Consider the following 14512-nt stretch of genomic DNA (forward strand, 5'->3'; position numbering starts at 1 on the left):
AGCTCTTAATTAGGTTTACTATAGTAAATATGGCCACCAGATCTACCATCTTTCCATTTCAAATGCTGTAAATCATTACCTGCATCAAGCTCTCTTGAGTTTTGGACATTGTGACTTTCATAACCTTTCTGATAGCCATTATTGGAATAGTTTCTATAGCGGTTCATATTACCTCTCGCCTCTATTAACAGCGCTTGAGCATCTGTAGCAGATTCAGTTCTCACATTTAGCTTCCCTTTACCTAATCCTCTTATTGCATCTACAGCCTCTTGCCACTGCTTGGTTCCAGCCTTAACTACGGGCAGGTCTGTTGCATTTTTAACCTTCCCACAACTACCCTGCAATCCCAACGGGTCAACCCAGTTAACCGGGTCAGACACATACTGGGATAGCTGCTCGCCACCTACTAAACCAACCGGGTCCTGACTGGTATATTGCCCGCTGCTAGGGTCATAGTAGCGGTATCGATTGTAGTGCAGGCCGACTTCACTGTCTTCGTACTGACCGAGGAAACGGATGGGGTTATCGATACTTGCGTTCACAACCTTGGCACGGCCAAACCCTCGGTACTGAGCTTGCCAGACGACACGCCCTTCAGCGTCGGTCAATTCCTGAGGCGTTCCCAGATGGTCCAGATGGTAATAGTACACCTGGTCAGCTGAGTTACTGTTTACGCCCGTATTACGCAGCTGTAACAGCGGGCGGTAGCTGTTGGGCTCATGCAGATAAATAACACGTTCATGAGGCGCCGATGCCGCTACTGATGTACGTTCACTTTTGTCAGCCAGAGCCTGCCGGTCTTCCTGTAAGAGTACATCACCGCTCCAGAGATAGTCGGTGCGCACATGGCTCTGCAGCCGACCGCCTTCAGTCGTGTATTGCCAGCTCTCCTTTTGGCTTCGGCGGCCCAGTGGGTCATATTCATAGCGTATACGTGTACTGCGGTGGGGCGTTTGCTCAATAACCTCTATCAGTTCGTTTTTGAGGTTGTATCGATATTGAGTGCTGATAGCACCGCCGCGCCCGCGCAGACGCTGGATGCGGTTGCCGCGGGCATCATAGAGGTATCGAGCATCACCCGAGTGCGTTAACCGACCCTGCTGAACCAGGCCCTGGGGCGTTGTCACACCGGGAGACTGCTGTAGACTGCTGTCCTGCGCTTCTTCCTTTACGCCGATCAGCTGGCCAGCCGGGTCGAACAGGTACTCACCCTGTTGATGACCCGTTTGAGGATGCTGACTATCCCAGGCAACCAGTTGCTGGCGAACATCATAGTGGTATCGCTGGCGACCACGGGCCAGGTCATCCTGCTCAATCAATTGATCGGACTGGTTGTATCGATACTGCCGAGCCACCACCGGGGCCTGTGTTGTACGGCCAGCCCGTTGACGTACCAGACGATCCAGTGGGTCATAGTCGTTCAGCAGAGTGAGGTGGCCGCACTGGCGTTGTCGCTCACGCCCCCACACATCGTATTGGTGACGGCTCAGAATCTGGCCGTCCAGACTCAGCTCACGTAGTTGATGCTGTTCGTTGTGCTCGAAGGCGAGTGTGCGTCCATCCGGCAATCGGGTGCTGTGCCTCAGCCCGGATGCGCTATAGGCGTGCTGAATGCAGGTATTGTCCTGCCATTCCTCCAGCAGATCCCCTGCCTTGTTATACCGGTAGGACAAACGTCGATTGCCGTTATCCGCTTCCAGCAAGCGACCGAGGGGGTCATACACAAAAGAGACGTGTTCGGCCGTTTGTTCCAGTGGAGTGCCATCGTTATCAACAAGCCGGTATAGCGCTTGAGTAACACGGTCCATCGGGTCGCGGGTCAACTCGACCAAGCGGTCTTGATCCTGCCATTCAACCAGCTGTCCCTTGTCATCATAACGATAACGTTGTTGCCGACCATCGAAACCAGTTTCACCGACTAGGCGTTCGTTCTCATCGTACTCCAGCCGATAAGTTTCACCTCGTTCATTAACTAACGCAACAAGGTTGTGGTCGGTGTCGTACTGGTAATTGAAGTGGCTACCGTCCGGGTTGATGCGTCGGTACACCAGGTCGCCAAGATATTGCCACTCCAGACGCGTGCCGTCGGCACGTTGGTGGCTCCTTAAATGGCCTTCCGCATTATAACTCCAGTGTTGTTCCTGACCGTCTGATCGCGAACTGCTTATGCAGCGCCCCATGCCATCGTAATTGAATCGGGTTTCTACACCGTCACGGTAGTGGCACGACAACAAACCCAGATGATTGTACTCAAAGCGCTCTTGCCCTCCTTGAGGGTGGATAATGGAGGCTAACTGCTGCGCTGCATTCCACTGATACCGAACCCATTCTCCATGTGCATCCTGAATGGCCTGTACTAAACCGGTTTCAGCATCTCTCAAGTAACGTGTATGCCGCCCCTCAGGATCAATGTATTGAACCAGATTACCTTTATCATCACGGCTGAAGAGATGGTCGGCTCCATCCGCTGTAGTGAGGGTATTGAATTGGTTATAGGGCTGGGGGATATGCTGGTGAATGGTTGCAACCAAGTAACGGTATTCGGTTTGAGCCTGATCCGGCGCAACGCTCAGGACAAGGCGCCCTAGCTCATCGTGACCATAGGTTGTTTCACCTGAGGGCGTGCGCAGGCTAACAAGCAGGCCATCGGCATCATAGCTGTAGGTATTTTTGTCACCGTTGGGTTGTATCTCTTTATGAACATACCCCAACTCGTTACCGATATAGGTCATCCAGGTACCGCGCCCGTCCAGGACATCAGTACGCCGTTCATCCGGGGTGTATGCCAGCTCACGGTAAAAATGGGGAACCTTGTTATCCCCCCCCCAGGTTTTGGTACACCGCGCTGTTAGAGGAGAGGATGTTTGATCCCACTGAAACCAGTAACAAAACGCATCTCTGCGCTTTTCTTCCGTAATCAGATGGTTGGTGTAGGCAAAGAATTCAGTTGCTTTTTCTGCGTCCGTTATCGAGACGAGATCAGACAGGCCGTCTGGAGTTTGTTGGTAGCCATAAGACACCAGCGGATGATCCGCTTCTCCCCCCGCTCCGCGCAGAACGACCGAGGTGATGTGCCTGCCGCACGAACTGCGCAGGATATCCAGACAACGCCCTGTGCCATCCTTCATGTGCAGTAATTGCCCGAATTCATTGCGTCTCAACGCAATACGATTTCCTTGCAGATCGGTAATGGCATCCAGCATGAAATCAGGCGCTGAATGTTCCGACAGACGGCGTAAAAAATGATAGCTTCGCCCCTCGAAATCATCCATTCGATAGCCGTCTTGCACACGGTGCAGAACAAGCTGCTCGGCCCTGTTGAATGCAGGTTTGGATTCCCAAGGCTCAGGGAAGGCTACGATGCGACCATCTTGCAGCCGCACACCAACCACTGCTTCCGGCGCACCTTTCAACTCAGAAAGAGCCATGTCATACGGGTGGTGCCAGCCACTGCCAAGCTCACCCTGGTGTGTTGAGGAGGATAACCATACTCGATGCCATTCAATCGGAATTGGACCTGGCAGAACAAAATCCGTGCGCTCGGTTAGCAAAGCGCCTGTTACAACATCAACCGGATGCCCGGAAAAGGTCCGGTTACCCAATTTTCCGCCGCTAAGCCCACCCAGCAGACTCCCCGCTAACTTACCGACTTCTCGCCCTGTTTCCCCAAAAATGCGGTAGCCGATTTCGCCTCCAACTTCTGACCCTGCGGCCGCTCCCACCTCTCCCAGTGCGACGGTACCGGCAAATCTGGTGAGCCCACACACCCCTTTGGCAATGAATGCAGCGCCACCAAAGCCAAGCAAAGCAACCGACCCTCCCACCGTCATCATCCAGTCAGCTGTAGATGACATCCATTGCGGGATTTCAGAATCAATTTCAAGATATGTTTCAGCTTCAGCACCGAAGAAAACATCCGGACTGCCTTCAGATATGACAGCTCCGCACTGTATTTTGTCGCCTTTGCGTGCGGCGGGATAACTCTCAATGAAAACTGTGCCACTACCCTGAGCAATATTCTTTATTTTATTGACATGCTTGCTGCATATGACTTTGTCAATGACGGCACGGTTTGATTGGATACCATTTACAAACACCGTACTGGCGCCGGTAATGGTTTTGCCCGTCACATCGCCCTGAATGGTTGCGCCTATAGCCCCCCCCCTAGAAGCACCTGCGCCAGTTGTCGCCACCCCTGCACCGACGGCAGAAATAACCAATAAAGCTCCACCGCCAGTCGCAACGGTTGCAGCAACAACAGCAACCCCAACAGCTAAACCAGTAACTGCACCAACGATAAACCCGGAAAGGGCATTTGAATGTTTTATGGGGTCGCCGATCCGTGCGGCAGCCATTGCAGCAGAACTCATTACATATCCCTATGCACTGTCTATCTAGACTATTAATTAATCCAGGAAAAACTGTTTTCAATATTACTAAAAACAGGCAGATGCTTTTCAAAATCTTCCGCTGCAGCTGTAAAAACCATGCTTACGATTTGATCATTGTCTTGAAGTATGAAAAGCTGCTTTTGCTTCAGCCTTTGATTACTGGCTTTCCATGTAAACAAAATTTCTTTTGCAGGCACATTTTTAAATGTAACTTCTTTTTGATATTCTATTTCAAGATCTTCTCCTTTATTCAGGAGCTCTTTCATTTGCATACTTACAAAAGAGGATAAATCTTTCCCTTCGGGCATTTCCTCTCGCATAACGACTATATTTGGCGCCACCTGGGAGTCTGCAGAAGGCGGCGCACTCCAAATTTGCATACTTTTATCGACCCATTCAACAGGTACGTCAATGCTGAAACTTCTGGTAAATATTCCCGTTTGCATCATAGTTTAAATACCCTCATAAAATATTTATGATCTTAGCACTAATTCAAATCGATTTTCTTAGAAGTTACTTGAACATGATCATCACCGGAAATATCAATATTGACGCCTTTAATCACTATATTTCCGTTGCTTTCCATTTTAATTAGAGATTTCCCGCAACAGATCTCTATAGTTTCACCAACATTTATCTGCAATGTTTTTCCAACCGTCAGTTGATCACTTTCACCAACAGCTGTCAGTCTCGACACCCCGATTAAATTTTCCTGAGCAGCACCAACAGAATTGGTTTCGTTAATGCCAACGCTGTGCACTCGGACCGTCCCAACAGTTTTGATTTCTGTAAGATTAGTGGTATGAACCCGGTGACTTTTGACTGTTACTGTTTCGTTGTTATCCACAGTCTCCGTGCGATCATGTTTAACGTGCACGGTTTCATCGTTGTCGATGGTTTTGGTACGGTCGCGGCCAACCCAATGGGTTTCGTCGTTCTCGACTTCAATGTCCTGGTTTTTCTCGGCATGGATAAAGAGTTGTTCTTCACCTTTCTTGTCTTCAAACCGTATCCAGTTGGCATTGGCAGCGCTGCCGCCCTTACTGGAACGGGTTAGAATGCCGCTCTGTGTCTTATTGGCCGGCAGGCTCCAGGGTGGCATCTGGTCGGCGTTGTATACGCGGCCGGTAATCAATGGTCGGTCAGGATCGCCGTCCATGAAATCGACGATCACTTCCTGTCCTATACGCGGCAGAAAAATACCGCCCCAGTTTTTACCGGCCCAGTTGTGGCTTACACGGACCCAGCAGGAGCTGTTTTCGTTGTACTTGCCATAACGGTCCCAGGGGAACTGGATTTTGACGCGGCCATATTCGTCGGTGTAGATCTCTTCACCCGGTGGGCCTACCACCATGGCATTTTGCGGCCCCTGCATTTGCGGCCAGCCTGTCAGCAATGGCGGTCGGTACACCGTGCTGGCGGGAATACAATGGAAGCTGTTGCTGTAGGACTTTTCATCTTCATCATTGATGGTGTGCGAGTAATCCTGCGCATCGTGCTCGACACCCAGCAAGACATACTCGGCCATCTCTTCAGGCGCGTCGTCATGGCGCTTCAGGGTAAAGCGGTGGCCACTGGTGAAGGTGCGACAGCCGCTGTGACCATAAACAACATCATGCGCCGCTTCGTCGGCCTCCACTCGCAGGCGGGTAAGGGTGTCACCCAATCCTTTTTCTTCATACCGGCCGGGGTATTCAAAGTGCTCGTACTTGGTTGTTCCCGGCACTTTCATGCTGGCGGTTTCACCCGTTTGCAGTCGATCACGCGGCTTTTTGAAGTCATAGTCCCGACGTGCCTGCTTGCCGGTACGGTATAGATAGTTGTGGTGCCAGGCATGGATACTGTGAGCACTTATAGTACCGGCGCGGTACTCGACCGCCGCTTCGCCACACTGACCGTAGCCACCCACATGATCGCTCAGCACCAGCACATGCTGACCGGCCTGATGTTCGAAGTAGTAGAAAATACCTTCCTCTTCAAACAGGCGGGACAGAAACTGGAAGTCTGTTTCTTTATACTGGACACAATATTCACGGACAGGATGTGATCCCACCAGACGAAACTGAAAGTCGGTAAAACCGTTTTCGCTGAAAATGCTGGAGGCGATTTCCTTGACGGTCTTGAACTGGAACACCTTGCAATCACTGGTCTGCGTCAGAAACCAGAACCAGGGGACGATGACTGCGGTGTACGCACGCAAGTCCTGCAGATGCCGCCCTTCCTGACGGAAGCTTTTGACGTAACCGTTGATATAGCGATAACTACCCGGCGTCATAAAACCCAGGTCATCAGCCCGCGTGATACGCACTGTGACGTTTTTGCCCACGATTTCGGCTGGGGCGATGCTCTTACGCAGAGAATAGGCCTCAACTTCAAACTCGAACAGGCTTGAAACGGCCTCTTCCCCTTTCAGCCGAGTCATCAACAGCGTATCGGCCCCCAGCGGGGTGTCTATCGCCAGCAGGCGGTTTTGTTGCGAAAAATTAGCCATAGACTTCCATGTTCCTTGGTTCAAGAGGCGCCGATACAGCGCAATGTCTCGGGTACAGCTTGCCAGGCCTGTGTCTCTTCATCGAGCTTCAGGTTGAATTCAAAACCGTATTGCCAGGGCGATTCCGGGTCGGATACCTCAAACTGGACACGCACTTGAATCGGTGCCGGATGCTCCTGCAGCCAGGTTTGCTCAGTGCGAATGCGGCCCGATTCTTCCTCTGCAATTACGCCCAGGTAGTGGCTGAACACGTCGGCCACCGTTGCATCATCCATGCTTCCCGCATATCGGCAGGATTCAATTGCACGTGTATCCACGGCCTGAAGTGTCAATAAATGCTTGAACAGCTTTCCTGCTGACTGCTCAACACCATCAGCCCATGTATGCATGGGTGTTAACAGCACGCACGCCGACACGAGCCAGGCCGGTATGTTAAGTCGTAACAAATTTTCCATAAAAGACTGCATATCCTGTACCTGAATAATGTCTGGAGAATTGATCCGGCGTCTGTTTAACCACTTTGTCCCGGGAATTGGAGTAGTGATATATGTGCCCATCGCAGAATATTCCGATATGTTTCCGCGGCACATTACTCATTACTCTTCGTTTCAGGTCCACATTGGTTTTTTTAGTAATAAACGCCAGGCATTTTTTCAGTGCGGCAGGCTTATCAGCCCAGAGCCCTACCTCAGGGCAGCGTGCAAATACTTCCTGAACGCGAATAGTAGACCCTTCACCCGCAGAATCGGTTTGATTGCCACATTGATAGCCAAATTCATAACCAAGTTCATGAGAAACGTAGTGCGCACAATGATTAAGATTGTCTGCTGTCATACCCTGTTCACAATGATCAGAAATATGCGTATCCAATGAATCTTCCAGTGTTTCTTTTGTAATCATAGCGCGCTCCTTTATCCCTTAAAAATACATTAAAAAGCATATGATATATAATTTACTGGTTACTTTAGACCTAACGAATTTGAACAAAAACCAATCTGGTTTCTTATAAAACTATCGATCTCACTTTTTTGATCAAAATTGTCTTGTCTCAACTCATATGCTAGTGAATACCCACTCCCATCCAATGAAAATAGACATTCATGAACATACTCATACCCCAGGCTACAGCTTCCGTTAATGAGAAAGCCCTGACTAATTTTCTCTGCAAGATTCCAACTCATTTCGCTTCCATCGACAGAAATTTTGTAAAGCTCTGGCAGTTCAGAATATTTTTCAAAATCACCTTTCACCACTTCCCTATCAAATGGCTTATAAAAATGGAGTGAAAGGTTTTCCTTGATAGTCGATGATCCAAACGTCGTCTCATTTATATAATCAGGAATATAAAAGCTAACAACTTCAGCAGGAACTGTAATGGTAAAATCAATCAAATCATCACTACTATCAAAGTTGATATCAGTTGAAGATAGATTAGATAGTTCTTCAATTACATATTGATCAATGAAGCAATGTCCATTATTTTCAAGATCATTCGCTTCTTTACCAACAGCCGTGCTGGACATTATTATTAATGATAAAGCCGCTAGCTCTAAAGCTTTCATCTAACATTCCCTTCAAAACCATCATTTGAATCACCGTCATGACAATAAAGAGCCCCATAGATCTTAAACTCTATCTTATCGAGTGTTTTTTGAATCCGGTTTCCCTTGAGCTAACGACAGCCTCTCGCCATATAAAATTGCATATAATGAAGCCATAGCACACCTCCTTGTTATGAAACATCCATATAAAATACCCATGCAGGAGTAACTCCCGCATGGGTGTGTCTTTTACAGACGGATACCGGTAGCGATATCGTAACCAGCAGGCACACTGCCTTCCGGCTGGTGCTCTTCGTTCCAGCTGGTGTACTTCATCTCTATCTTCGTGAAGTTCAGAGAAATTGCTTCAACCGGACGGTCACCATTGCTCATCATGTTATAACCGCTGATCAGGGTATTGGTCAGGGTGTATTCCATGTACGTTTCGATACCATTAGGCGTGGTCTGAACCAGGTGAATCTGGGCTGTTTTACCCTGACCAACACAGGACTCCGCGAAAAACAGCGGGGAGGTTTTGTCCATTTTGGTTGTCAGTGTCACTTCGCCCACAACAGCAGTCGACGATTCACGGTCTTTGCCCTGGCCCGGCTTGGTTGTCAGACTACGGTTGACGCTCCACTCCATGGAGTCACATTCAACCCAGTTTTCATGTCCGGCAGCTGTAACGTCACCGTCAATACCGTCAATTTTCAGATAGATTGCCATACGTTTTACACATCCTTATTAAAACAAATTAATATGGGAAACTTCCCACGCTTAATCACTATTCAGCCACACTGCAAGAAGCTGCATAGTAGATTCCCTTTAGATGTCGCTTGATATTCGAACCAAAACGACTCCGTATAGCAACAGCGTGCTAGTACGTTCTATAACTCGAACTTAATATCGATAAATACATGGGAGGTTGATATAAAGCCCTCCTTTAAACGGATTTTTACCGCTTTAAAAGAGGGCTTAAAATAGGAATGTCTCCAAATAGACACTTATTTCAAATAAAGAAATATGACGCTAATTTGGAACATGAACGAACACATCCAGTTCAAGACATCCTTATCCAGTCTCGCATGTGTATTTTGATCTATTGGGATGGAATTCTATCAAAAGAAAACCATTATTTGTCCCTATTTTTCTTATTTTTCAGTGAACAATTCGTTAACCAAAGCGCCTTCCTCTCCACAGTCAATTCCTTTGGTGCAGAGCCCACTATTAAACAAATATTTGTCAAACCAATGAATTTCCGGACGCTTGAATGTATGGTCTTTATTCTGAGACATATTCAAGTGACTAATAAAATAGCCTCCACTTTCCGACAAAAACATTCGCCCTCGTTCAAACCGATACTGAGCTGAATCTGACTTCAGCTGGCAACTGGTCCACCAGTTAATGCGAATGCCTCCGTTGCGCTTTCGGATCTTGCCTGAGTCCAGCGTGTACTCAGTACAATTTTTCTGTAACTCGGTATCGAGCACCAGATTCAAGAATTCACGCGGTTTGCTCGGGGCCAGCGCTGCCAGTGCCTCTGGATAGTAGTCCGCCAAGTAGGTTTGCAGATGGAGGATACGTTCACCTGGGTCTGCTACATCCTCAGGTGCAAAGGTAACACTGCCCCCTTGCAAGGATGGGATAACACTATGCTCAACCAGAACATAGTGCTGAGGTACGGCAAAACGGAAACTTTCCTGGCTCGGAGCAGCAGGCTCTTCAGCCCAGGCAGGCAACTGAACGCTGCTCAGAACCATCAGACAGGTGCTGGTCATGGCACAGCGTGTAAAGACATTACTGCTCATCCTGAACTCCTCTAATCAGGGTATATGTGAATTGGCTATTCTCATCCACATCGACTTCTACTGCAGTCAGCTCCACTTGCTCTCCCATACTCTCCAGAATACGCAGGGAAATTTCGGGAAGCAGACTGCGGTTAATAATGTGAATTGCATTTCGGGCCCCGGTGTCGACTTCCTGGCAGCGCGCGGCAATCGTCGTGACAACCATATCCGAGAAGGTGAACTGAGCCTGATACTGTTCACTCAGACGCTCCCCTACACGTGCCAGTTGCAACCGGATAATGCCGGCCATGACGTCATCATGAAGCGGAAGGAAAGGAATCAAGCGACTACGTCCCAGAAATGCGGGGCGGAAATGGGTCAGAAGTTCATCCTTGACCAGTGTTTCCAGTTTTTCAGCAGCCGGCTTGGTATCCGGGTCTGCGCACACACGTGAAATAGTCTCGGTTCCCGCATTGGTCGTCATGATGATAAGAGTATTGCGGAAATCGATATCCCGCCCTTCACCATCTTTCATGGAGCCTTTGTCGAATACCTGATAGAAAATGTCTTGTACGCCGGGGTGCGCTTTTTCCATTTCATCCAGCAGAATCACACTGTAAGGCTTGCGGCGAACGGCCTCCGTCAATACGCCACCTTCACCGTAGCCGACATATCCCGGAGGAGATCCCATCAGAAGTGAAACCTTGTGTTCTTCCTTGAACTCGGACATGTTGATGACCGTGAGGTTTTGCTCTCCTCCATACAACAACTCGGCCAATGCCAGCGCGGTTTCGGTTTTACCTACCCCGCTGCTGCCACAGAACATGAAGACACCAATCGGCTGTCTTGGATCACGCAGTTTTGCGCTGGAAATACGAACACTTTGACTCACAGCTTCGAGTGCATGATCTTGCCCGATGATGCGCTCCTTCAGTGCGTCCTGCACACCCAGCACTTTCTGTATTTCACTGGACACCATGCGACCGGCCGGAATACCGGTCCAGCCGGCAATAACTTCAGCCACAACCTGGCTATCCACGTGGGGGCGCACCAGAGGCTGCTCGCCTTGAACCTGTGCCAACTGCCCGCGCAGATCATCCAGCTTGCCGCGCATGACTTCATCCTGGCTTTCAGCCTGCTCACTAAGGGTCAGGCGCAGCTCAAGAATCTGTTCAACCAGTTGTTTTTCCTGCTGACACCGCGCCTCCAATGCGTGCTGCTGTTCCTGCAAGGCAGCAATTCGCTCCACAAAGTTATCAATATCCTGATCATCTCCCCCGTAAGCCCTGTGCTCACGACGCGCACTATCCAGTTCTTTCTGATACTGGTCCAGACGGGCTTTAATATCTTCAAGGGCGGCAGGTGCGTTGCGCTGTTCCAGGTTCACTCGGGAGCAAGCTGTGTCCAGGACAGATACGCATACATCCGGTAGCTGCCGACCGGATATGTATCGTTTTGATAGCAGCACTGCATCACGCACTGCCTCATCCAGTACCATCACTTGATGGTGCTCTTCAAATGCCGGCTGCAATGTTCTCAGCATGCGCATTGCCTGTTCCGGCTCTGGTTCATCGACCCTGATGACCTGAAAGCGCCGGGTCAGCGCTGCATCTTTTTCGAAGTATTTTTTGTACTCCGCCCAGGTTGTCGCTGCGATAGTGCGAAGCTCACCCCGTGCCAGTGCTGGCTTGAGAATATTGGCTGCGTCACCCTGCCCTCCGGAATTACCGGCCCCAATCAGTGTATGGGCTTCATCGATAAACAAAATGATGGGGCGACTCGACTGCTTGACCTCTTCAATCACGCTTTTGAGTCTGTTCTCAAACTCCCCGCGAACACCTGCGCCCGCTTGCAGAAGCGTCAAATCAAGAATATGAATCTCGACGTCTTTCAAGCTATCCGGAACCTCCGCATCGACAATGCGAGACGCCAGACCTTCGACAACCGCCGTTTTGCCCACCCCGGCTTCGCCGGTCAAGATCGGGTTATTCTGGCGACGACGGCAAAGAATATCGATCATCTGCCGAATCTCAGGCTCCCGCCCGACGACAGGGTCAAGCTTTCCTTCGCGCGCCTGGGCCGTCAGGCACTGTGTATATGCACTCAGAGCTGAAGGGCGACCGGTAGAGGCTGGAGCCGCTTCGGTCGCAGCCTGCTCGGTTGCTTGAGTTCCCGGTTCGCCGGCCGATTCCTGCTCCAATCGAATTAAACGCGCGCCATTACGGACAAAGGCATCACTGTCTATCATTGCAAGGCTCGGCAGATGACTAAACAGCGGCAGACTAAACGCTTCTTCCTTGAAGACAGCAACGAGTAAGGCGATGCCTGTCACTTCGCCTTCACCGTATTCCAGACTGGAAAGAAGCCACGCCTTACGAATCATTTCTATTACATTCGGCGAAAATGCCGGGGCACTGCTGTGGCCACGGTCAAATACCTCAAAGCATGCCACCAGTTCATTTTCCAGGCGTTCGGTATCAACACCATGACGGTTCAATGCCCTCCGTACGCCTGTTGCTTCATGCTGAGTCAGCGCCAGCAACAGATGTTCAGGCTCAATAGCGTAATGACGTTGGCTGACCGCCAGCGCGGCTGCCTTTTCAAAAGCGACGCGGCTGGTATCCGAGAGTTTGCCTATCAGGGCACGCATATTCATGTAACATCCTCTGTTTTCTTGATAACAACTGTCCTGTCTTCGGTTTCTTGAATATCCGATTCGGGCAGTGCCTCTTTTTCAATATCGGGATCGGACTCCCGGATGAAGGATTCCATCTGTTCGGCCAATTCATTGAACTGACGTCTGGCATGACCAATCTCGTCAATGCGCGTCACATCCAGCCGGGTATAGTAGTTGCCGACGTACAGGCTTTGCAGAGCTCGCGCCAACTGTTTGAATTGCCCGGCAAAAAAACGGCACAGGTAATACACCACAACCGTGATCAATACACAGGCCAAAATCACAAAGGCTCCGAGTGACCATGCGGTGCTATCCCACACATCATCGATCGAACCTGCAGACAGCCCCATAACAACAGCACCGATCTGCTTTTCATTGAATATGATGGGAGAAGTCATATGGTAGAGACGTTCCCCGTCCATCTGACGTTCGAAAATGCTGACGTTCTGGCTTTCTTCGAGTTTTTCCAGTTCAAGCGGTGGACGATACAATTCGCCAACACGCTCGCTATGACTTGCGGCTACGATTTGATGCTGATGATCGGTAATAATCAAATACGCAATCTCAGTGTTCGTAGACATGCGCTCTACCGTAATGCCCAGATTGAGCTCGTCACCAAGCAACAGGGCTTCATCAACCTGCTCTCGGGTTTGTTGCACCAGCATGCGTCCATAACTACTGAGCACGCCTGACAAGTTGCCGGAAAGGTCATTAAGAGTCAGCACCAGCACACCCATCAACAACACACTGAGCGTGGTGGCAACAATAGCGGTATAGCGCCAGCTGGCATTGATTTTTTCGCTCCAGCTCGGGTCCTGCGCCGACAATTCGATTTCCAGCGCATCCAGCTGCTTGATCAGCTCAGCAGCGCTTGGATAACGAAAGGAGGTTTTTTTATGCAGGAGACGCTGTATGACCTTTTTGATGGCATGTGGACAGCGTGAGGTGGACAGGTCAACATCCGACTGCTGAATCAACGCCATCAGGTCTCGAATACTGGAGGCTTCAAACGGCAACTGTCCAAAGACCATCTGGTAGAACACCACGCCTAACGAGTACAGATCACTGCGACGGTCGGGCGAGTGTCCAGCCAGTTGTTCTGGCGACATGTAAAACGGTGTACCCACGATGGCTTCTCCACAGCCGACTTCGGTGTGTTCATGCAGATATGCCACGCCAAAATCTGTCAGCCGTACCCGGCCACTGGGCTCTATCAGGATGTTACTGGGCTTGATATCGCGGTGAATAATGCCCTTTTCATGTGCATATTCCAGCGCCGAAGCTATCTGTGAAACGATATCAATCGTTGTATCCAGCTCGAGCTCCGACTGCTCCCGAATCCAGTCGTCCAGGCTCTGGCATTCGACATACTCCATAACGATAAACGGCATGTTGTCGACCTCACCCACATCGAAAATGTGGACGATATTCTGGTGATTCAATTTGCCGGATACTTGTACCTCATTGAGAAAGAACCTCAGGCGTTCTTTATCTTCAGCAAACTCCGGCCGCAATACTTTGATCGCCAGTGTGCGCTGCAAAACCGGATCATAAGCCTTGTACACCTGCGACATTGCGCCTTCGCCAATAATCCCTTGCAGCTTGTAACGTCCAAGTTGGTCCAT

General features: G+C 49.9%; 10 protein-coding genes. All 10 read right to left on the reverse strand.

The features are described 5' to 3' along the window. Positions 1-5 precede the first annotated feature (5 nt). The 10 genes from BW956_RS20050 to BW956_RS20095 all read right to left on the reverse strand — a co-directional run bounded on the left by BW956_RS20050 (position 6) and on the right by BW956_RS20095 (position 14512). Positions 6-4370, reverse strand: coding sequence for an RHS repeat-associated core domain-containing protein (locus BW956_RS20050; protein WP_083703168.1), 4365 nt, complete (start codon positions 4368-4370; stop codon positions 6-8). Positions 4371-4402: 32 nt separating this feature from the next. Beyond that, positions 4403-4840, reverse strand: a complete 438-nt coding sequence (locus tag BW956_RS20055; protein ID WP_010325297.1) for a DcrB-related protein — start codon at positions 4838-4840, stop codon at positions 4403-4405. 38 nt (positions 4841-4878) lie between these two features. Next, positions 4879-6882 carry a type VI secretion system Vgr family protein gene (locus BW956_RS20060; RefSeq protein WP_076465786.1) on the reverse strand — a complete coding sequence of 668 codons (2004 nt, stop codon included), beginning with the start codon at positions 6880-6882 and terminating at the stop codon, positions 4879-4881. 20 nt (positions 6883-6902) lie between these two features. Continuing rightward, on the reverse strand, positions 6903-7271 hold the full coding sequence (locus BW956_RS20065) for a hypothetical protein (protein WP_139327241.1): 369 nt from the start codon (positions 7269-7271) through the stop codon (positions 6903-6905). A 43-nt stretch (positions 7272-7314) separates the two neighbouring features. Further along, the gene (locus tag BW956_RS22325; RefSeq protein ID WP_139327242.1) at positions 7315-7782 is read right to left on the reverse strand and encodes a hypothetical protein; all 468 of its coding nucleotides are present in this window, start codon (positions 7780-7782) and stop codon (positions 7315-7317) included. A 59-nt stretch (positions 7783-7841) separates the two neighbouring features. Continuing rightward, positions 7842-8444 carry a hypothetical protein gene (locus tag BW956_RS20075; RefSeq protein ID WP_076465791.1) on the reverse strand — a complete coding sequence of 201 codons (603 nt, stop codon included), beginning with the start codon at positions 8442-8444 and terminating at the stop codon, positions 7842-7844. 228 nt (positions 8445-8672) lie between these two features. Next, positions 8673-9149 carry an Hcp family type VI secretion system effector gene (locus tag BW956_RS20080; RefSeq protein WP_010325293.1) on the reverse strand — a complete coding sequence of 159 codons (477 nt, stop codon included), beginning with the start codon at positions 9147-9149 and terminating at the stop codon, positions 8673-8675. Positions 9150-9574: 425 nt separating this feature from the next. After that, on the reverse strand, positions 9575-10231 hold the full coding sequence (locus tag BW956_RS20085) for a hypothetical protein (RefSeq protein ID WP_076465793.1): 657 nt from the start codon (positions 10229-10231) through the stop codon (positions 9575-9577). After that, a complete protein-coding gene (tssH, locus tag BW956_RS20090; protein WP_076465795.1) occupies positions 10221-12866 on the reverse strand; it encodes a type VI secretion system ATPase TssH in 2646 nt (881 codons plus the stop codon). Before tssH ends, BW956_RS20085 begins: the two co-directional genes overlap by 11 nt. Continuing rightward, complete coding sequence (locus tag BW956_RS20095) at positions 12863-14512, reverse strand: serine/threonine-protein kinase (protein ID WP_076465797.1); 1650 nt, start codon at positions 14510-14512, stop codon at positions 12863-12865. Before BW956_RS20095 ends, tssH begins: the two co-directional genes overlap by 4 nt.

Source organism: Marinobacterium stanieri (assembly GCF_900155945.1).
Taxonomy (GTDB): Bacteria; Pseudomonadota; Gammaproteobacteria; order Pseudomonadales; family Balneatricaceae; genus Marinobacterium; species Marinobacterium stanieri.

Bases quoted from the DNA above. Each gene is read 5' to 3' on its own strand.
- BW956_RS20050 (WP_083703168.1), bottom strand. From the start codon at position 4,370: ATGAGTTCTGCTGCAATGGCTGCCGCACGGATCGGCGACCCCATAAAA.
- BW956_RS20055 (WP_010325297.1), bottom strand. From the start codon at position 4,840: ATGATGCAAACGGGAATATTTACCAGAAGTTTCAGCATTGACGTACCT.
- BW956_RS20060 (WP_076465786.1), bottom strand. From the start codon at position 6,882: ATGGCTAATTTTTCGCAACAAAACCGCCTGCTGGCGATAGACACCCCG.
- BW956_RS20065 (WP_139327241.1), bottom strand. From the start codon at position 7,271: ATGCATACATGGGCTGATGGTGTTGAGCAGTCAGCAGGAAAGCTGTTC.
- BW956_RS22325 (WP_139327242.1), bottom strand. From the start codon at position 7,782: ATGATTACAAAAGAAACACTGGAAGATTCATTGGATACGCATATTTCT.
- BW956_RS20075 (WP_076465791.1), bottom strand. From the start codon at position 8,444: ATGAAAGCTTTAGAGCTAGCGGCTTTATCATTAATAATAATGTCCAGC.
- BW956_RS20080 (WP_010325293.1), bottom strand. From the start codon at position 9,149: ATGGCAATCTATCTGAAAATTGACGGTATTGACGGTGACGTTACAGCT.
- BW956_RS20085 (WP_076465793.1), bottom strand. From the start codon at position 10,231: ATGAGCAGTAATGTCTTTACACGCTGTGCCATGACCAGCACCTGTCTG.
- tssH (WP_076465795.1), bottom strand. From the start codon at position 12,866: ATGAATATGCGTGCCCTGATAGGCAAACTCTCGGATACCAGCCGCGTC.
- BW956_RS20095 (WP_076465797.1), bottom strand. From the start codon at position 14,512: ATGGACCAACTTGGACGTTACAAGCTGCAAGGGATTATTGGCGAAGGC.